General features: G+C 59.6%; 14 protein-coding genes. 2 read left to right on the forward strand and 12 right to left on the reverse strand.

The window, feature by feature from the left end; translation table 11 throughout:
• Positions 1 to 10: 10 nt before the first annotated feature.
• The 9 genes from mraY to ACRTGH_RS02630 all read right to left on the reverse strand — a co-directional run bounded on the left by mraY (position 11) and on the right by ACRTGH_RS02630 (position 11,097).
• A complete protein-coding gene (gene mraY / locus ACRTGH_RS02590) occupies positions 11 to 985 on the reverse strand; it encodes a phospho-N-acetylmuramoyl-pentapeptide-transferase (RefSeq protein WP_368847026.1) in 975 nt (324 codons plus the stop codon).
• Positions 982 to 3,891 (reverse strand): UDP-N-acetylmuramoyl-L-alanyl-D-glutamate--2,6-diaminopimelate ligase, encoded by a 2,910-nt coding sequence (locus ACRTGH_RS02595; RefSeq protein ID WP_368847025.1) that lies wholly within the window; start codon positions 3,889 to 3,891, stop codon positions 982 to 984. Before ACRTGH_RS02595 ends, mraY begins: the two co-directional genes overlap by 4 nt.
• 98 nt (positions 3,892 to 3,989) lie before the next feature.
• Positions 3,990 to 4,361 (reverse strand): cell division protein FtsL, encoded by a 372-nt coding sequence (gene ftsL / locus ACRTGH_RS02600; RefSeq protein WP_368847024.1) that lies wholly within the window; start codon positions 4,359 to 4,361, stop codon positions 3,990 to 3,992.
• Positions 4,362 to 4,418: 57 nt separating this feature from the next.
• Positions 4,419 to 5,363, reverse strand: coding sequence for a 16S rRNA (cytosine(1402)-N(4))-methyltransferase RsmH (gene rsmH, locus ACRTGH_RS02605; protein WP_368847023.1), 945 nt, complete (start codon positions 5,361 to 5,363; stop codon positions 4,419 to 4,421).
• A gap of 8 nt (positions 5,364 to 5,371) precedes the next feature.
• The gene (gene mraZ, locus ACRTGH_RS02610) at positions 5,372 to 5,803 is read right to left on the reverse strand and encodes a division/cell wall cluster transcriptional repressor MraZ (RefSeq protein WP_368847022.1); all 432 of its coding nucleotides are present in this window, start codon (positions 5,801 to 5,803) and stop codon (positions 5,372 to 5,374) included.
• Between the two features lie 314 nt (positions 5,804 to 6,117).
• On the reverse strand, positions 6,118 to 6,924 hold the full coding sequence (locus ACRTGH_RS02615) for a polysaccharide deacetylase family protein (RefSeq protein ID WP_368847021.1): 807 nt from the start codon (positions 6,922 to 6,924) through the stop codon (positions 6,118 to 6,120).
• Between the two features lie 39 nt (positions 6,925 to 6,963).
• Positions 6,964 to 7,488 (reverse strand): hypothetical protein, encoded by a 525-nt coding sequence (locus tag ACRTGH_RS02620; RefSeq protein ID WP_368847020.1) that lies wholly within the window; start codon positions 7,486 to 7,488, stop codon positions 6,964 to 6,966.
• Between the two features lie 70 nt (positions 7,489 to 7,558).
• A complete protein-coding gene (locus tag ACRTGH_RS02625; RefSeq protein WP_368847019.1) occupies positions 7,559 to 8,899 on the reverse strand; it encodes a tetratricopeptide repeat protein in 1,341 nt (446 codons plus the stop codon).
• Positions 8,896 to 11,097: a transporter substrate-binding domain-containing diguanylate cyclase gene (locus ACRTGH_RS02630; RefSeq protein ID WP_368847018.1), complete on the reverse strand. Its 2,202-nt coding sequence runs from the start codon at positions 11,095 to 11,097 to the stop codon at positions 8,896 to 8,898. Before ACRTGH_RS02630 ends, ACRTGH_RS02625 begins: the two co-directional genes overlap by 4 nt.
• Before the next feature lie 440 nt (positions 11,098 to 11,537).
• Between ACRTGH_RS02630 and ACRTGH_RS02635 the strand changes: the two genes are divergently transcribed.
• Positions 11,538 to 12,212 (forward strand): uracil-DNA glycosylase, encoded by a 675-nt coding sequence (locus ACRTGH_RS02635; protein ID WP_368847017.1) that lies wholly within the window; start codon positions 11,538 to 11,540, stop codon positions 12,210 to 12,212.
• A 269-nt stretch (positions 12,213 to 12,481) separates the two neighbouring features.
• On the opposite strand, the gene ACRTGH_RS02640 is transcribed toward ACRTGH_RS02635, so the two are convergent.
• The 3 genes from ACRTGH_RS02640 to ACRTGH_RS02650 form a co-directional block, all read right to left on the reverse strand.
• Positions 12,482 to 14,005 (reverse strand): DUF438 domain-containing protein, encoded by a 1,524-nt coding sequence (locus ACRTGH_RS02640; RefSeq protein WP_368847016.1) that lies wholly within the window; start codon positions 14,003 to 14,005, stop codon positions 12,482 to 12,484.
• A 294-nt stretch (positions 14,006 to 14,299) separates the two neighbouring features.
• The gene (locus tag ACRTGH_RS02645) at positions 14,300 to 15,373 is read right to left on the reverse strand and encodes a hypothetical protein (protein ID WP_368847015.1); all 1,074 of its coding nucleotides are present in this window, start codon (positions 15,371 to 15,373) and stop codon (positions 14,300 to 14,302) included.
• A gap of 135 nt (positions 15,374 to 15,508) precedes the next feature.
• Positions 15,509 to 15,871, reverse strand: a complete 363-nt coding sequence (locus tag ACRTGH_RS02650) for a hypothetical protein (RefSeq protein WP_368847014.1) — start codon at positions 15,869 to 15,871, stop codon at positions 15,509 to 15,511.
• A 259-nt stretch (positions 15,872 to 16,130) separates the two neighbouring features.
• On the opposite strand from ACRTGH_RS02650, the gene ACRTGH_RS02655 reads away from it, so the two are divergent.
• Entirely contained in the window at positions 16,131 to 16,979 is an 849-nt protein-coding gene (locus tag ACRTGH_RS02655; RefSeq protein ID WP_368847013.1) for a hypothetical protein, read from the forward strand.
• The last annotated feature ends 28 nt before the right edge of the window (positions 16,980 to 17,007 follow it).

Here is a 17,007-nt window from a genome sequence, read left to right on the forward strand (position 1 = left end):
TTGAAGCCTCCTAACGCAGCAAAGAAATGCCGAGAACCGCACAGAGCGCGCCTGCAAGCCAGAAAACATGCACGACGCGTTCTTCCTTCCAACCCTTGAGCTCAAAGTGGTGATGGATCGGGCTCATGAGAAAGACGCGCTTGCCCGTTGTCTTGAAGGAAATGACCTGAATGATGACGGAGAGCGCCTCGATGACGAAGACTGCGCCGATGACGACGAGCAGCAGCTCCGTATGCGTGAGAATGCCGAGCGCGGCAATCGCGCCGCCGAGCGCGAGCGATCCCGTATCGCCCATGAAGACGCGCGCCGGATGATGGTTGAAGCGCAAAAAGGCACAGGAAGCCCCCGCAACGGCCGCCGCGAAAGCAGCAAGTCCCGGCGAAGAAAACGCGAGCGCCGCAAAGATGTAGGCGACAGCCGCCGCCGTCACCGTACCGGCCGCTAGACCATCGAGGCCGTCCGTGAGATTCACCGCGTTGCTCGTGCCGACGAGCACGAAGAGGACGAGCGGATAGTAGAGGACGCCGATATCCAGTTCCGTCTGCAGGACGGGCAGCCAGACCGTGGTGTCGATGCCCAGTCCCTGCCGCGCGAAAAACGCGACGACGACGGCGATGACGATCTGGCCGAGGAGCTTTTGACGCGCCTTGAGCCCGAGATTCCTCTTTTTGACGACCTTGATATAGTCGTCGAGAAAGCCGAGCGCGAAGTGGCCGAGCATCACGAAGAGCGCGAGCAGCACTTCGAGCGTCAAGGGCGCGGCGAAGAGCGTCGCCAGCGTCGCTGCACCTATGATCATGATGCCGCCCATCGTCGGCGTGCCGCTCTTCGCCTGATGGCTCTTCGGCCCCTCTTCGCGTATGCTCTGCCCGAACTTGAGCTTGTGCAGCTCCGGTATCACGAAAGGACCTGTCAAAAGCACAAGGAAGGCGGCAATCGCTGCCGCCGTCACAATATAAAGCGTGGACACATTCACTTCGATCATTTACGCTCTGCTTCCTCCCCGAGCTCCTTTTTCAAAAGCCCGATAATCTCATCCATCTTCATGCCGCGCGATCCCTTGAAAAGCACCGCATCGCCGGGATGCAGAAGCTCCCGCAGCAGGCGCGCCGCCTCCTCGTGCGAGGCGGTGCGCCGCACGAACGGCACGCCGCCCCTTTCGGCAGCTTCCGCGATAAAGCGGCTCTCTGCACCGCGCGTCAGGACAGCGGCGAAACCGCGCCGCGCCGTCTCCTCGCCGACACTCTCGTGCCCGCTTTGCGCCGCCTTTCCCAGCTCAAGCATGTCGCCCAAAACAGCGATCTTGCGTCCCGCATGCATCTCCGCCAGCGTCTTGACGGCGGCGCGCGTCGAGCTCGGGCTCGCGTTGTAAGCATCGTTGATGAAGATGTACGGACCGACCTTCTCGACGGCGAAGCGCATCCGGCTCTCCAACGGCGAAACAAGGCCGCGGCGGATTTCCGCCAGCGACAGGCCGAGCACGCGCGCCACCGCAATGGCCGCAAGCGCGTTTGACACATTATGGCGGCCGAGCATCGGCAGGAAGAGCTCGTGACGCTCCTTTTTGCCGCGCTCGTTCCTGAACTCGAGCATAAAGCGCATGCCGCCTTCCGCATGGCCGACGGCCACGCCGCGCACATCGGCGCCCGCGGCAAGGCCGAACGTCACGACGCGGACTCCCTCGCCCGCCTTCTCGCGCATGGCCGCGACGCGTGCATCGTCCGCATTCAGGATGACCGTGCCGCCCGGTGCGACGGCCTCGACGAGCTCCGCCTTCGCCTTCGCAATATTTTCGATGGAGCCGAGAAGCTCCATATGAACCTCGCCGACATTCGTCACAATGGCGATATCGGGCTTCGCCAACGGCGCCAGCGCCGCGATCTGCCCGAGCCCCCGCATACCGATCTCGACGACGGCGGCTTCATGTTCTTCGCGCAAGCCGAGAAGCGTCAGCGGCAAGCCGACCTCGTTGTTGTAATTCGCCGCCGTCTTCTGCACATGGAAGCGTGCTCCGAGCACGGCGGATACAAGCTCCTTCGTCGTCGTCTTGCCGTTCGACCCCGTGATGGCGACGACGGGAATCGCGAACTTCCTGCGCCAGACAGCCGCAAGCTGCTGGTAGGCCGCAAGCGTATCCTTCGCCTTGAGGACGACGCCCTTCGGCGGCAGCTTCTTTTTCGCTGTATCCTCCGCCACGAGCACGCCCGCCGCGCCCTTTGCCGCAGCCTCCGCAGCGAAATCCGCTCCGTCGAAACGCTCTCCCTTGAGCGCCACGAAAAGCGCCCCCGGCACGATCCGACGCGTATCCGTCACGACATCGGAGAATACGGCATCCTTCGCGCCGCGCACAAGGGAAATGCCCGTATCCTGCAGCATATCGCCGAGCGAAAAGCGCATAGCAAGGCGCCTGCGCTTTTCGGCAACAGCCTCGCGCGCCGTTTCCCTATCGTCAAAATGGATGGTGCGATCCCGCAGGATCTGGTAATCCTCGTGACCCTTGCCCGCGATGACGACGATATCGTCCTTCTCCGCCAGCGCGACGGCGCGGAAAATGGCCTCGCGCCGTTCCGTGATCTTCTCGTGCCGCTTGCTGCCGATCTTTTCCCGCACGCCCCTCTCCACCTCGGCAAGAATTGCCTCGGGATCTTCCGTGCGCGGGTTGTCCGAAGTTGCGATGACGATATCGGAGAGCTGCGCCGCTATGCGCCCCATGATGGGACGCTTCGTGCGGTCGCGGTCGCCGCCGCAGCCAAAGACGGTGATGATGCGCCGCCGAGCAATGCGGCGCGCCGTTTTGAGGATGTTTTCCAAGCCGTCGGGTGTGTGGGCATAGTCGACGATGACGGAAAAATCCTGCCCCGCATCGACAAGCTCGAAGCGCCCCGGCACGCCCTGAAACGCCCCGAGCGCCCGCTGGATCACCGCAGGCGCAATGTTTTCAGCCAGCGATGCGCCGACAGCGGCCATGACGTTGTAGACATTGAAGATGCCCGTGACGCCGAGTGAAAGCTCCATTCTGCCAAAAGCCCCGGACAGCACAAAATCCATGCCTCGCGCATGGACATGTATATTCTCGGCGCGAAGATCCGCCTCCTGTTCGATGGCATACGTCATAGGGCGGCATTTCGCGTGCTCGAGCATCACAGCGCCCGCCGCATCGTCGATGTTGACGACAGCCGTCTTCCCTTCTTTCACGCCCGGCTCGCTCACATGCTCAAAAAGCCGCGCCTTTGCCGCCCGGTAATTTTCCAAGGTCTTGTGGTAATCGAGATGGTCCTGCGTGAGATTCGTGAAAACCGCCGTGTCAAATTCGATGCCCGCCACACGGTTTTCCGCCAGCGCATGGGACGACACCTCCATCACGACGACGTCCATGCCGCACCGCGCCATCCGGGCGAGCGTACGCTCCAGCGACACGACGTCAGGCGTCGTGTTGTGAACCGGCAGGGCCTCGTCCTCGATGAGGATCTGAATCGTGCCGATCAAGCCGACCTTGAGACCAGCCTCGCGCAGGATGGCGCGCGTCATGTAGCTCGTCGTCGTCTTTCCGTTCGTGCCCGTGATGCCGATGATGCGCATCCTGCGCGCCGGATAATCGTGGAAAAAGGGCACGATCTTTTCCAGCGCCTCCTGCAGACGCGGTACGCGCAGAACAGCCGCCGCTCCCTCGGGCACGGCGATATCGCGCTCTGTCAGAACCGCCCGCGCACCCTGCGCTACGGCTCGGCCGATAAAGGAATGGCCGTCGACATGGAGCCCTTCGATGGCGACAAACAGCGTATCTTTGCCCACCTCGCGCGAATCCTGCACGATATCCGCGATTTCCGTCGTGCCATCCCCCTTGATCTCGGCGCCCGCAACAAGCGCCGCCAAATCGGCCAGTTTCTTCATTCTCTGCCTCCCCGTTCTGCAGCCATTTTTGCATCCATGCCCTGACGGCATCCCTTCTCACCTCTGCCGCAGCGTTTTGCCGCCTGCTCCGGCTTTCTCTACGGACGTCCGTCCGTCGCGAAATAGACGTTTTTCGGCGTGCTCATGCCGAGCTTGTCCGTCGCGATGCGGCGGATGCGTTCGGGCGATTTCATCTGCGCGATCTCGATCTTCAGATGCTCATTCTCCTTCTCAAGCGCCTGCGCCTGCTGCTGAATCTGCACGAGATCGTAGCCGCGGCTCGCCGTGATGCCGCTCCGTATCGTGATCGCCATCGCCATCACGCAGATCAGCGCGAGCAGCAGGAAGCAGCGGGAGCGCAGATGCGTGTTGAGCGTCGACCGCCTTTTTATCAGGGGCGGCTTCTCCTCCCTCGGCTGCGGCTTGGGCAGCTCCTCGTAGTACTCGTATTCCTCCTGCCTTGCAAGCATCTGCTTCTCCTCCCTTCCTGAAACTCCATTTCTGCAAACAAACTTCTTCCTGCGCCGTCATGTGCGCGGCAGTTTCTCCGCCGCGCGCAGCTTCGCGCTCTTGGCCCTGGGATTCACCTCGACTTCCGCTGCCTCCGGCTTGTGCGCCCTGCCCAGGAGCCTCAGCTCCGGCTCGTGCCCGCAGACGCAGACGGGCAGACCCGGCGGACAGATGCAGCCGCGCGCGAGCTCCCGCAAAGTCGTCTTGGCGATGCGGTCCTCCAGGGAGTGGAACGTGATGACGGCGATGCGCCCACCGGGCGCCAGCGCCTTCACCGCCGCCCGCAGGCTGTCGCCCAGTATGCCGAGCTCGTCGTTTACCTCGATGCGCACGGCCTGGAAAACGCGTTTCGCCGGATGTCCGACGGCGGCGCGGCGCACGCTCTTCGGCACGGCGCGGCAGATGACGTCGACAAGATCGCCCGTCGTCTCGATGGGCCGCTCCGTGCGGGCCGCAGCGATGAATGCGGCGATGCGCTTCGCCCAGCGTTCTTCCCCGTAGTCGCGGAAGATGCGGCAAAGCTCGGCTTCGCTGTAGTCATTGACAACCTCGCGTGCGGAAAGGCAGCGCGTGCGATCCATGCGCATATCGAGCGGCGCATCCTGCATGTAGGAAAACCCCCGCTCCGCCGTATCGATCTGATGCGACGAAACGCCGAGATCGAAGAGTGCACCGTCGACATGGTCTACGCCCAGGCTTTCCAGCACCCCCGCAAGCGCACTGAAATTCGACTTCACGATATCGACGCGGCAGGAAACGCCGGCCAGCCGCTCCCTTGCCGCCGCAAGCGCCGCCTCATCTTGATCGAGGCCGATGAGCCGGCCCCTTGCGGAAAGCCTCTCGGCGATGCGCCGCGCATGGCCTGCGCCGCCAAGCGTGCAGTCGAGATAGATGCCGTCCGGCTTCACATCCAGCGCCGCAATCGTCTCCGCGGGCAATACGCTCGTGTGCTCAAACCCCATGCGTCACCTCAAATCCCGAGATCCGTCAGCGTCTCCGCAATCTTCGTGACCATTGGGTTCACCTCGTCGTTGTAGGAATCCCAAGCCGCGCGGCTCCAGATTTCAGCACGCGTCATGACGCCGTTCAGGACGACGTCCTTCTTGAGCTCCGCGTAGGCGCGCAGATTGCTCGGCACGAGGAAGCGCCCCTGCTTGTCAAGCTCAAGCTTTCGCGCCCCCGCGAAGAAAAAGCGGGCGAAAGCGCGTGCCTCCGGCTTTGACATCGGAAGCTCCTTGAGTTTCGCCGCAAGGCGTTCCCATTCTTCCTCACCATAGAGGAAAAGGCAGTTGTCAAGACCCTTCGTGATGACAAACGACGCGCCGAATTCCGGACGAAAATCAACCGGCAGGATCACGCGCCCTTTCGCGTCGATCGTATGCATGTACTCGCCCATCAACATTTCGTTTGCCACCTCCTGTCTATATTAAACCACATTTCCCCACTTTTCGCCACTTTTTTGCCTAGTTTTAATTCTTCCTTTCTCGTCATTTTCCTGCTTCTCTTTGAGATTTTTTCAAAAGCAAATGCAAAAAACAGCTTTCGCGCCGGAAAACACAAGGGCTTTGCGCGGATCCGCCGCAGCGGGCAGCCATGCGTTGCCCCAATCCCAAGGCAATCGCATCCTAGGCATAAAGAAGCAGCCCCGCGCCGATGGCACAAGGCTGCTTCTTTCATCGATTCAATTTTATCTTCCTGCGGGAGAGCCGCCTCCCGTCAGCGCTTCACCCAGCCGAAACGCTCGAAGGCGGGGAGGTACCTCATGCGCTCCTGGAACGAGCGCTCCGTGTTCTCCGTATGAAAGATCGGGATGCGGTCGAGCGCGTAGAGGTTGCTCGCGCGGTCCGTGTTGCCGTAGCGCACGGTGAACGCCATCTTGTAGCCCGCCTCCTGCACGAGGCTTGCGATATGGAGATTATAGGCGCCCGTCGGGTAGGCGAAGCAGGTGACCGTCTTGCCGAGCTTTTCCTCAATCAAACGCTTCGAGGCGGCCAATTCCTCCTTGGCCTCATCGTCGGAAAGGTCGGTCAGGGCGCGGTGCGTCATCGTATGTCCCTCGACGGAAATGCCGTTCGCTTCCATCTCACGCAGCTGATCCCAGGTGAGATAGCCCTTCTTCTTGCTGATAAAGCCTGCCACGACGAGAACCGTCGCCTTCAAGCCATACTTTTTCAGAATCGGGTACGCCTTTTCGTAATTGTCCACATAGCCGTCGTCAAACGTGATGAGCACCGGCTTCGCCGGCAGCTCCGCGCCCTCTGTCAGGGCGGCATGAAGCTCGGCCGGCGTAATGGTCTCAAAGCCGTTGTTCTTGAGCCATACCATCTGCCGCTCGAAATCCTTCGGCGTCACGGCGAGCGACAGCTCCCTGTTGTCGACCATATGATAATTCAGGATGCGCACCTTCGGTCCCTGCTCCACATCCTGCGAGATGCGTGCGCGGATATCGCCCGTCCCCGCCGCCAGAAGCGGCAGGAGCACCAGCCAAAGCACCAGAAAAATCCGCAGCAGCCTTTTTCCCATCTGCCTCTCTCCCTCAATCCCGAGCCGCACGGCGCAACGTCAGAGAAGCGGCGCGTAAAAATCATCCGAGAACACATCCACATCGCGTTTCAGGACCGCATCGTAGAACCGTTTGCTCCCATAAAATCGCATACGATAGGCGAGATAGAACGCGATCTCACCCGCCGGCATGGAAATGCCCCTTTCCGCCCACGAGCCGGTCGGCGGAATGAACCGCCAGTCATCCGCTCCCACTTTTCCGGCATACATCTGCCGCAAATCCCAATTATAGAAGAAGCGCATCGTGCGCACCTGCGTGATCTCGCCTCTCCCACCGCTGTAAAAATCATTCTCATTACCGATGGCGCTTTTCGCCGTGATGACGTTCACCGCGATGATGTACTGCGGCGGCTCGTACTTCTGCACAACGAGCGATGTGCGGTCGACGTACCAGGCCACCCCCATATGCCCGTCGCAAAGAACGAGATTGTGATCGCCGTTCAGGTACGTCGGGTAGTTTGCAAGCGCCGTATGCGAGAGCGCAAACACAAAAAGTCCGATCAGCAGGGCAAAAAATCGTTTCATCGCAAGCACCTCCAGCAAGCTTCCATTTCTTGGTGATTCTATCTTTCCCGGCAGAATCCTTTCTTTCGCCTCACTTCAGGCAGGCTTCAAAAATAATCTGGTTTTTCAGCACCGTCGGGTTCGTCGTGTTGATCTCGGAAGCGCGGAAAAAAGCCTTCCATGCTTCCCGATATTTTTTTTGCCGCACCAGAGCGATGCCGATATTGTTCTGGGCGTTGGCCGACTGCGGCACGAGTTCCAGCACGCGCTCGAAGCTTCGTATGGCGGCCGCTTCCCTGCCTTCTTCCAGCTCCAGCACGCCGAGATTGTACCAGCCGTAGGCAAAGTCAGGGTGCTCGCGGACGAGTGTTTCATAGTCCTTCAGCGCCTTCTGCCTCTCGCCCCCCGCCACGCGGAAGAGGGCGCTGTCGTAGCGCGCCGCTGCGCTCTGCGGCGCAAGGCGCAGCGCGGCCTCGATATCCTGCGCTGCACCCTGCGCCTCGCCGCGCTTTTGGCGCACGATGGCGCGGTAAATGTAACGGGCGGCCGACGGCTCTTCCGCGAGCTTCCTTTCCGCAAAGGCGAGCGAGGCGTCGGACGCATCCGGCGCCTTCGCCTCGCGCCAGAGGAGCAGGATGTCCTGTCCATACGACGTGCCGGGCACAGCCCATACGCCGTTGAGACCCGTCCATGTCTTGACCTTGCCGTAAACATCCGTGCGGTATTGGCGCACCAGCTCATAGCGCGGATCGACGAGCGCTTCCTTGGGGCGCTCCGTCGTCGTATACGCCAGCAAGTGCTGGATGTGGGCGCGCACGCCGAGACGCGGCGTCGCAAAGCTCGCGCCCCTCACCTTGTTGCCCGTCGCGCCGAGGCCGCAGTAGTTGTTCTGCTCCGGCAGGACATCGCCGCCGTAGGCAAAGAAGCCCGTCTCCTTCAGTGCCTGACAGAGCGCGATGTCGGCGCGTATGCCCTCCGCGCCTGCCTCCTCGTAGTAAAAGCGCACGATGTCCCGAACGCTGCAGCCAAGCTTCGGTCTTGGATTGCGCCGTTCGATAAAAGCTGCCATCTGCTCCTGCGCAGCCTCGGCCTCGCCCAGGATAGCAAAGCTTTCAGGCGGCACCTCCTCTTCGAGGAGCGGCGCGGAAAGCGCCGGAGCAAGCGCGAAGCGCACCTCGTCCATAGCCTTCCCGTTGACCTCGCCCGGCAGCTCCCGCGCAAAGGAGGGGCGCACCATCGCTGCAGCGGCAGCCTCCGCCGCCCCGTCCGCAGATGCAGCAGACGCAGCGATGCCCGCGCCTCCTGCCGCGGCCGCCTCGCTCGCCGCAGGAAGCGAAAACGCCGTTCCCGCCGCAGCGAATACCGTCAGCCAAAGGGCGGCGCCGAGGCCCAGACGCCGCAGCGTCGTTTTCCTGTTCCTGCCGTCCCTCACGTCTTTTCCCCTCCGTCTTCCTGATCCTCGCCGTATATTTTCCAGCCGTTCCGCCCGGCGCGCTTCACCTCATAGAGCGCGTTGTCCGCCGCATGGAAAAGCTCATCGTACGTCGTGCCGTGCTGGGGTGCAAAGGCGATGCCAATGCTCACCGAAAGAAATGAGCGGTCATCCCGGATTTCCAGCTCGCGCGCCGCCGTCAGAAGCTGACGCGCCCGGCGCTGCACGACGCGGAAGCTCGTGACGTTCGTCATCAGCACCGTGAACTCATCGCCGCCGAAACGTCCGACGTAGTCGGAATCGCGGAAGATTCCCCGCGCCTCCTGTGCGAAGCGGCGCAGCACATCGTCACCGTACTGATGGCCGAGCGTATCGTTGACTTCCTTGAAGTGATCGAGATCCATGATGAAGAAGGCATGGAACGCCCCTTCCTTCAGCGGCAGTTTGAGCGTCTCCGTACACGCCGCACCGATGGAGCGCTTGTTCAGCAGCCCCGTCAGGGCGTCGACCTCAGCCTCTTGCTTGTAGACATCGCGCGCGCGCATCAATGTCTTTTGCTCGGCAATCGCCGCCTCAAGCTCCACGTTCTTCGCCAGCAGGATCTCCGACTGACGGCTCTGCAGGCGCGAGCGGTAGAAGAACGCCGCCGCCCCGAAGAGAGCAAGCAGGACGATGCTCACGAGCACGACCGTCTGCACCGGATAGAGCGCGACGATCGACGTCAGCGTCATGCGGCTCGTCATATGCGCGTTGACGATCTCCTGCACGCGGCGCGGATCGAGCTTCAGGATGCCCTTCGTCAGCACAGACTGCAGAATATGCGGCTGCGCGTTGGAAATGGCAAGGCTCACCGGAATCTCCGCCGAACGTCCCGCCAGGACGACAAGGCCCGGGTGCAGTGAGAGCAGGCCGCTGCGCTGCAAAAAGAGCAGCGGCATCAAAGCAAAATCGCAGTCCTCCTCCTCAACAAGGCGCAGGCCGTCCGACGGATTGTCCACCGGCACGATCGTCCAATTCGGGTGCTGCGCACCCAGATAGACGCGCGTGCCGAAAAACCAGCGCGGCACAGCCACGCGCACCTCGCCCTCCGGCAAATCGCTCATGCCGCGGCGTACGACATAGGAAAACGGCTCACTGACAAAGGTAGACGTAAAACGCATATCCTGCATGGACGGCAGGTTGTTGTAGACACAGAAGAGGAGATCTGCCTGCCCCTCCCGCAGCATCTTCAGCGCCTGCTCATTATCCGCGGCGCGCACGAACTGAAAGGAAAGGCCGATCGTCTCGCCCATCGCCTTCAGCACATTCGGATAGATGCCGTCCGGCACCCCCTCCTCTATATGCTCGCCAAAAAAAGGCGCATGGCTGCGGACATAGACGATGCGCAAGGTCGGCTCCTGCTCCCGATAGGCATTTTCCTCCGGCGTAAAGCGCACGAGCTGGCCCTGCGCCCTGTCGAGAAACAGTTGGCCCAAATGCGTCTCAAAGCTCGGGTTGATCGTCTCCGTGCGGTAAATGGCCTCGCTGAGATTCCGCAAAAGCCCTGCGCGCTTGTCCGCCGTCACGAAGCTTGCGGGAAGGAGTGCCAAGCGCAGCAGCATTTTCTCCTCCTGCCTCTTGTGGCCTACGGTGTCGACGATCGCATCGACCTCCCCACGAGCCAGCGCCTCGTGCATCTCCTCCGTGCTCTCATACGCCTGCGTCTGGATCTGGATTCCCTGGTCGCGCACAAAAGGCTCCAACGCTGCCGCATGGGATCCGGCCGTCAGAATGCCGACGCGCATCCCCTCAAGCGCAGCCGGCTCATTCTGCACAACATCCCGGTCGCCGCGCACATAGAAGGCAAGCACGGTGAACGTTGCCTTGCCTCTGCTGTAAACAAAGCCCTCAGCGTCATGGATTGTCTCCTCCGGGAAATAGAGATCGATCTTCCCTGCCTGCAGCATCTCGCGGGCCGTCCGCTCTTCCATCGGCACATATTCGTACTGCCAGCCGGTACTACGTGCAATTTCGTCGAGATACGTCTTCGTATAGGTGAAGAGAAGCCGCTCAGGCGAATCATCCGGAAAGGGCGTGAGATCCGGGCAGCCGACGCGCAGCACCGCCGTCGTCCCCATAGCAAAAAGAGCCCTTCCCGGCACGAAGATCGTCAAAAAGACGAGCCCCAAAACCATGCCGAGCCGCAATACCCGATTCATTCCCAAACACCTCTTCTGCTCCATGCATATTGCAGCCAACCACGCGCTTTCACGGCATCCTGCCGCCATCCTTGGTCAAACCGCCCAAAAAACGATCTTTTCCTGACTATTAGTATAACAGATTTTTCCTTGAGAAGCACTGATAAAATAAAGTCGGTCCAATTGACCTGTCAGGGCTCTCTTTTTTCATGAGACCCCAAGAAATCAAGTCCGAAGGGGCCGAACGATCGGGCGCCTTTCTGTAAGGCGTGAGGACACCGTACAGCACGATGCTCTGACGGCACGATCGCCGGAAGCGGCGTCGAAAGCCAGCCATGCCGCTTCACGCAGCGGCTGAACCCGTGTCCTGAAAGATCCCTCATAAAAAGAAGGAACTTGCGCCATAAGAGAAGAAAACACTGCAGTAAGGAATGACAAACAAGAAAAGGCAGGACCGCATCATGAAAATTTTCCAAAACGACTGGGGCGATCTCCTCGCGGACGAGATGCAGAAACCCTACTACCGCGAGCTGCGCCGCTTCCTCATCGAAGAATACCGCACGCGCCGCATCTATCCCGACATGTATTCCATCTTCAACGCGCTGCACTGCACCGCCTATGCCGACGCCAAGGTCGTCATCCTCGGGCAAGATCCCTATCACGGGCCGGGGCAGGCGCACGGTCTCTCCTTCTCCGTGCAGCCCGGCGTCGCGCCGCCGCCCTCACTGCTCAACATCTTCCAGGAGCTCCGGACGGATCTCGGCTGCCGCATGCCGAACAACGGCTGTCTCACCCCCTGGGCCGAGCAGGGCGTCCTGCTCCTCAACACTGTGCTGACCGTGCGTGCGCACGCAGCCGCCTCGCACCACGGGCATGGCTGGGAGACCTTCACCGATCGGATCATCTCACTCCTCGCCGCACGCGAAAAGCCCCTCGTCTTCATCCTCTGGGGCAGCCCCGCCCGCCGCAAAAAGCCCATGATCGCAGCCCCGCCGCACCTCATCATCGAGTCGCCGCATCCAAGCCCGCTCTCCGCCTTCCGCGGCTTCTTCGGCAGCCGCCCCTTCTCCAGAGCCAACGATTTCCTCAAAAGCACGGGGCAAACGCCCATCGACTGGCAGCTGCCCGACGTGTAAAGCTGCGGATCGCTCCACGACAGAAATTCTCCGAACATGGTTCAGTCGTCACACCAACCGGCACGGCTCGGAAACGATTCAAAAAATCCGCTGCACAGGCAAAGCTTATGCAGCGGATTTTTCTATCGTCTTATTTCAAAGATTCGTCTTCTGCTCTTTGTTAAGTCCGCAGCGGCTTCAATCTCATTGTTTTTCGAATTTTTGCACCCGCCTGCCTCAAGTTCCCTTTGCTCGCAGTTCCTTTATCCCTGCGGCATCGCTCCTCCAGCCTACTGCTTGCCGGAAAACGCCTCCAAAGCGCGCTCGAAGTCCTCGACGACCTCCACCGTGCCGATGTATTCACCCGCATCATCGTAAACCGCGAGATAGCGCACACCGACGGGTTTGCCCTTGATGTAGCGGTAGATTTCCATATGGTCGCGGCGCTTCGCCTTGAAATCCGCGATGAGCTGCTCTATGACGGGCAGGACGCTGGCCGGATGGCAGTCCTGCACATTGCCGCCGAGCGCCAGTCGCGGACGCACAAATACCTGCCCCGGGTTCGAGAAAAAGCGCAGGATATCGTCTTTGTCGATGAAGGTAAGATCGACGGGCAGCAGGTTCAGGATCGCCTCAAGCGCCTTGAAACTCAGCTCCCCCGTCGAAAGACGCACGCTACCGCCTGCGAGCGCCGCCCGTTCCTTTTCCTTCGCCTCGACGACATAAGCCTCGCCTGCCGACCATCTCGGCACCTCGCGAAGGAAGGCGAAGCCGATTTCCTCCATATCGCGGTAGACCATGAGCCAGTCCCTCTCCGTGAAGAAACGCAGCGTCAGGGGGAAGAGGATTTGCTCCTCCTTATAGATCATGTCGCTGATGCGCTGCAGGAACGCCGCGATGCGTTCCTCCTGCCCCGCCAGCCCGTCCGCCGTCTCCTTGGCGAGCGAGCGCATCTCCTGCTTGATCTCATCGTCCACGCCCCACATGACGCCCGAGGGACCCGTCACCCCATTGCGGTAGAGAAGCGGCATCAGGAGCGACTCCTTCTTGCCGTAATGCGCATAAAGACCGTTGAGCTGTCCCAAGCCCGCCCCGAAAGCTGTCGCGTCCCCCTGTGCGAGGGCCGTCTTCATCTCTTCCAAAAGCGCGGCAAGCCCCTCGTTCTCCGCGACGAGGACCCGGAGCGGATGGCCTTCCGGCAGATCCTTCACTTCAGGCGGCGTCCCCTCCGCCGGCAGTGCGCCGCCGATATGGCCATGGAAAAGAGCCGAGTGGACGTCACAGAGCTTCTGCACCTCATGAATGGCCATGCCGCCGTCGATCAGCTCCTGTTCGGCAGCAGAAATCTCCTCCGCCGAAACACTCGCAAAATCCTTCACAAAGTCGGCGCGCACCGTATCGAGCGATTCGCCGTCCGAAAGACGCCGCAGCAGGCCCTTCAAAACAGCCGCACGCTCCCCCGACTCGCCGTCCGCTCCTGTCGCTGACGCACCGGCCGCACCATGGCAGCCACAGCCGCCGGACGCATGAGCGTGCGCCGCCCCGTGGGCGTCGCCGCTGCAGGCGCAAGCAGAAGGCTCTGCCTTGCTGTCCTTGACCGTGAAGCCGCGCTCCTCAAGCTGCCGCACAACATCGTCGAGCTTCATGCCCTTGACCGCCACGCCCTTGGGCAGCGTCATCACGCGTCCCATGAGGTTCAACACCACCGGGTTCTTGATCTCCTCAAAGCCGATATCCGCCATCGCCTGCTGGAATTCCGGAAATTCCTCCACCAGCTCCGCCACCGTTTTCGTCAAATCGAGTTCCTTTTTCATATTGTCCGCTCCTATTCAAACATCGTGATTTCATTTCTCATTGCAGCCATTATAGCAGAAATTTTTCTCACGTGTTGTCGCATTTGTTACCACCTCTTGCCTAAACCGCAAGATTCCATCGAACAGCAGAAGGAGCGTACGCCGCTGCACAGACCATTGCCGTTTTCCAAAAAGTGTCGGGCAGCAAGCGATCGACCTCGCAGGGAATATCATTTCACTGCCTTGAGCAGGTGCAAAAAAGAGATTCCATACGTCAGATCCGGCATGTGGAATCTCTTTTTGGGAAGCCTGCACCTATTCTGTTTCTATCTCGTCGCGATGTTCAGCAAAAATACGCTCCGTCCATTCGATGAACGCATTTTCCAGATCGATCTCCTGCGGGGTGGGCGTCTTTCCCTTTGCTGCGTGCCAAGACGAGCGGCCGCTTTCGTAATAGATTCTCACGCAGTAAGCTGCGGTTCTCTCATCCTCTTCTGTGACCCGCGAACCGTCTTCGAAATCCAGGCTGTATCGGGCCAGGAGTTCTTGCAGGCTGGCGGCAATCTCCGGGCTCCATGGAATCGAGCGCTCATGAACCGTCTCATCCGTGCCGTCCTCATGCCACAGATAGGCCACGTCGAAAAGATAGGGGCTGAAATCGTTCGGGTCGATGCGCTCTTCGGCAATTTCCTGCAGCGTATAGTTGCCGCCGATTTGCTTGTTTGAAAGGGAGATGGTGCGCTTGAGAACGCCGGTTTCCTCGGGTTGTCGGATATCAAGAGAGAAGCGACTGATGCGGAAAACTTCCGGAGGATAGGCATATTCCGTGTGACCGGCAGCGATGAAAAGCTCATCCATATATCGCTTGAACGGCATCCTGAACATTGCCCATTTTATGGGATACATGCAATTGCTGGATGCAGAAATACTTTCACCCGAAGCATAGGAGATGAGGAAGGAAAATTCATTTCCCAGGAACGGCAGACCGTTTGTATGCTCACTGATTCCGTTGAGAGAAGCGATGTCGAAGCGGCGGATCATCCGTTCGATGGCGTCGACATTCTCCTGCGTCACATCAATCGTCTCCTTCTTTGATTTCAGCTTCCATGTGCCGTTTTCCTTATCGAGGGCATAGCTGTAGGGACCGGACCGCTCCGGCATATAGGGATCACGGAAACCGAAATAGATGAAAAAAGAGGAGATTTCCGTGGATTCCACCGTATGAGGCACATCGGTTCTTGTATGCGATCTGCGTCCGCCGGGCAGATCCTCCTGCCGGATTTCAGTGCCGAACGCCGAATTTTGAAAGGAGCAGCCGATGGTGAAAAGAACGAGAGGTGCGGCGGCGAGCAGCAAGCGACGTATCATCTTTTTGCCGGAAAGTTTCATTGTGGCAGCCTCCTTTATCTTGCGAAAGATCTGCGGGCGTATGGGGACGGTCTAGCACAAAAGACCATTTTGATAAAAACAACGCGCCCCTTTACGGGGCGCTTAAAGAAACCTGCGTTCACAGCATGTCGGGCATTAGGTTTTATCACTCATGCTAAATCCATAGAGGGTGTTGCCGTGCACAGTCGATGAGCCATTCATTGTGATCGTTTTAAACGTTTTCAATTTCTCGAGAAGCACAGTGTTCGGCGTATATAGACCCCCTCTATTCCCAATATACGCAGCGAGTTCTTTCGCAGCGGCTTCCGTACTGCTGGCATTGGAATAATACTGCGTATACTCGCTGCTGCTCTTCGGCACATAAATGGCGTTCATCGTCCGATTGCTGAGACCCGAATGGTCTGTCCTGACCGTCTGCACACTCACTGAGGCAAAACAGAGGCTTGAGGAGAGCAGCAGAGTTGCAAATGCGGCAGAAAGAACTTTTTTGAGTTTCATGGTGTTTTCCTCCTTTTTTGAAAAACCGATCATCCATGTTTCAAATCTACTCGAACACAGGCCTTGTTTGTAGTATATCATCGAACAAGCGGGAAGCGTCCTGTCCTAAATGACAGGTGAAAGCGATTTTTCAATTTTTCGCCTTCCGAACCCAAACGGTACGCGCAAGCCTTTTGAACCTGTCATTTGCTACAGGACACCCCTTGTTTTTTTTATGCTATGATTAAGGAAAACTTGGGCAATATAAGGAGGATTTTCTATGAAATCATCAAAAACTGTCATCTTCGCCGCACTCTGCCTCCTCCTCGCCGCGCTTCTCTCGGCGGGCTGCTTCAAGGGGCAGGCAAACCTTGCCGTCCATGAGGACGGCTCGTGCACCTTCAAGAGCACCCTGCTCGGCGCCGATTTCATTCGGCAGGCCATTGACGAGAACAAGGATGAACTCCTGAAAAACGATCCGAACGCCAAGATCCGGGAGATCACGGAAGGCGACAAAAAAGGCTTTGAAGTCATCTCGGAGTTTCCCGATATGAAGACGCTCGCCGAAAAAGGCGGCAAGCTCTTTGCACGCCAGGACGGCAAATGCCTCGGAATAATGGAAAAAAAGACCTGGTTCTACGACGCTTACAGCTTCGACCTCTGGGTCGGCTCTTCCCAGGAGGAGCCGACCGCCGAGGTTGACCCGCAGGCTCAGGCGATGATGCAGGGCTTCCTTTCTCAGATCCAGTACGAATTCCGCCTCGATCTTCCCGTCATCCCCGAAAGCCACAATGCGGAGACGGTGGAGGCGGAAGGCAAAACGCTCCACTGGGATCTCTCGCCCACGCTGGCGTCCCAGCAGGAAAAGCATATCAAGGCCGAATACCGCCTCTGGAACAAGATGCACATCGCCCTGACCGCCGTCCTCATCCTCGCCTTCCTCGCCCTTGCCGTCGTCATGCTTGCGATGCGGCAAGAAGAGGAATCCGGAAAGCGCAGGAATCAGCTCCTGGCCGCGCTTTTCCTTGTCATCGCCCTTGCCATCGGCGCTTTTTCCGCCTACGCGGCGCTGCAGCCGCCCACACTCACGGCGCAGGATTCCATCTCGCCCGCGGCCTCCGACAAGTAAAGCGGGAAATGCGCAGGAACTCCGCTCC

Source organism: Selenomonas oralis (genome assembly GCF_051603425.1).
GTDB lineage: Bacteria > Bacillota > Negativicutes > Selenomonadales > Selenomonadaceae > Selenomonas > Selenomonas sputigena_A.

What these genes read in the sequence shown, in the direction of transcription:
- mraY (WP_368847026.1), bottom strand. Translation starts at nt 985, where the DNA reads ATGATCGAAGTGAATGTGTCCACGCTTTATATTGTGACGGCGGCAGCG.
- ACRTGH_RS02595 (WP_368847025.1), bottom strand. Translation starts at nt 3,891, where the DNA reads ATGAAGAAACTGGCCGATTTGGCGGCGCTTGTTGCGGGCGCCGAGATC.
- ftsL (WP_368847024.1), bottom strand. Translation starts at nt 4,361, where the DNA reads ATGCTTGCAAGGCAGGAGGAATACGAGTACTACGAGGAGCTGCCCAAG.
- rsmH (WP_368847023.1), bottom strand. Translation starts at nt 5,363, where the DNA reads ATGGGGTTTGAGCACACGAGCGTATTGCCCGCGGAGACGATTGCGGCG.
- mraZ (WP_368847022.1), bottom strand. Translation starts at nt 5,803, where the DNA reads ATGTTGATGGGCGAGTACATGCATACGATCGACGCGAAAGGGCGCGTG.
- ACRTGH_RS02615 (WP_368847021.1), bottom strand. Translation starts at nt 6,924, where the DNA reads ATGGGAAAAAGGCTGCTGCGGATTTTTCTGGTGCTTTGGCTGGTGCTC.
- ACRTGH_RS02620 (WP_368847020.1), bottom strand. Translation starts at nt 7,488, where the DNA reads ATGAAACGATTTTTTGCCCTGCTGATCGGACTTTTTGTGTTTGCGCTC.
- ACRTGH_RS02630 (WP_368847018.1), bottom strand. Translation starts at nt 11,097, where the DNA reads ATGAATCGGGTATTGCGGCTCGGCATGGTTTTGGGGCTCGTCTTTTTG.
- ACRTGH_RS02635 (WP_368847017.1), top strand. Translation starts at nt 11,538, where the DNA reads ATGAAAATTTTCCAAAACGACTGGGGCGATCTCCTCGCGGACGAGATG.
- ACRTGH_RS02640 (WP_368847016.1), bottom strand. Translation starts at nt 14,005, where the DNA reads ATGAAAAAGGAACTCGATTTGACGAAAACGGTGGCGGAGCTGGTGGAG.
- ACRTGH_RS02645 (WP_368847015.1), bottom strand. Translation starts at nt 15,373, where the DNA reads ATGAAACTTTCCGGCAAAAAGATGATACGTCGCTTGCTGCTCGCCGCC.
- ACRTGH_RS02650 (WP_368847014.1), bottom strand. Translation starts at nt 15,871, where the DNA reads ATGAAACTCAAAAAAGTTCTTTCTGCCGCATTTGCAACTCTGCTGCTC.
- ACRTGH_RS02655 (WP_368847013.1), top strand. Translation starts at nt 16,131, where the DNA reads ATGAAATCATCAAAAACTGTCATCTTCGCCGCACTCTGCCTCCTCCTC.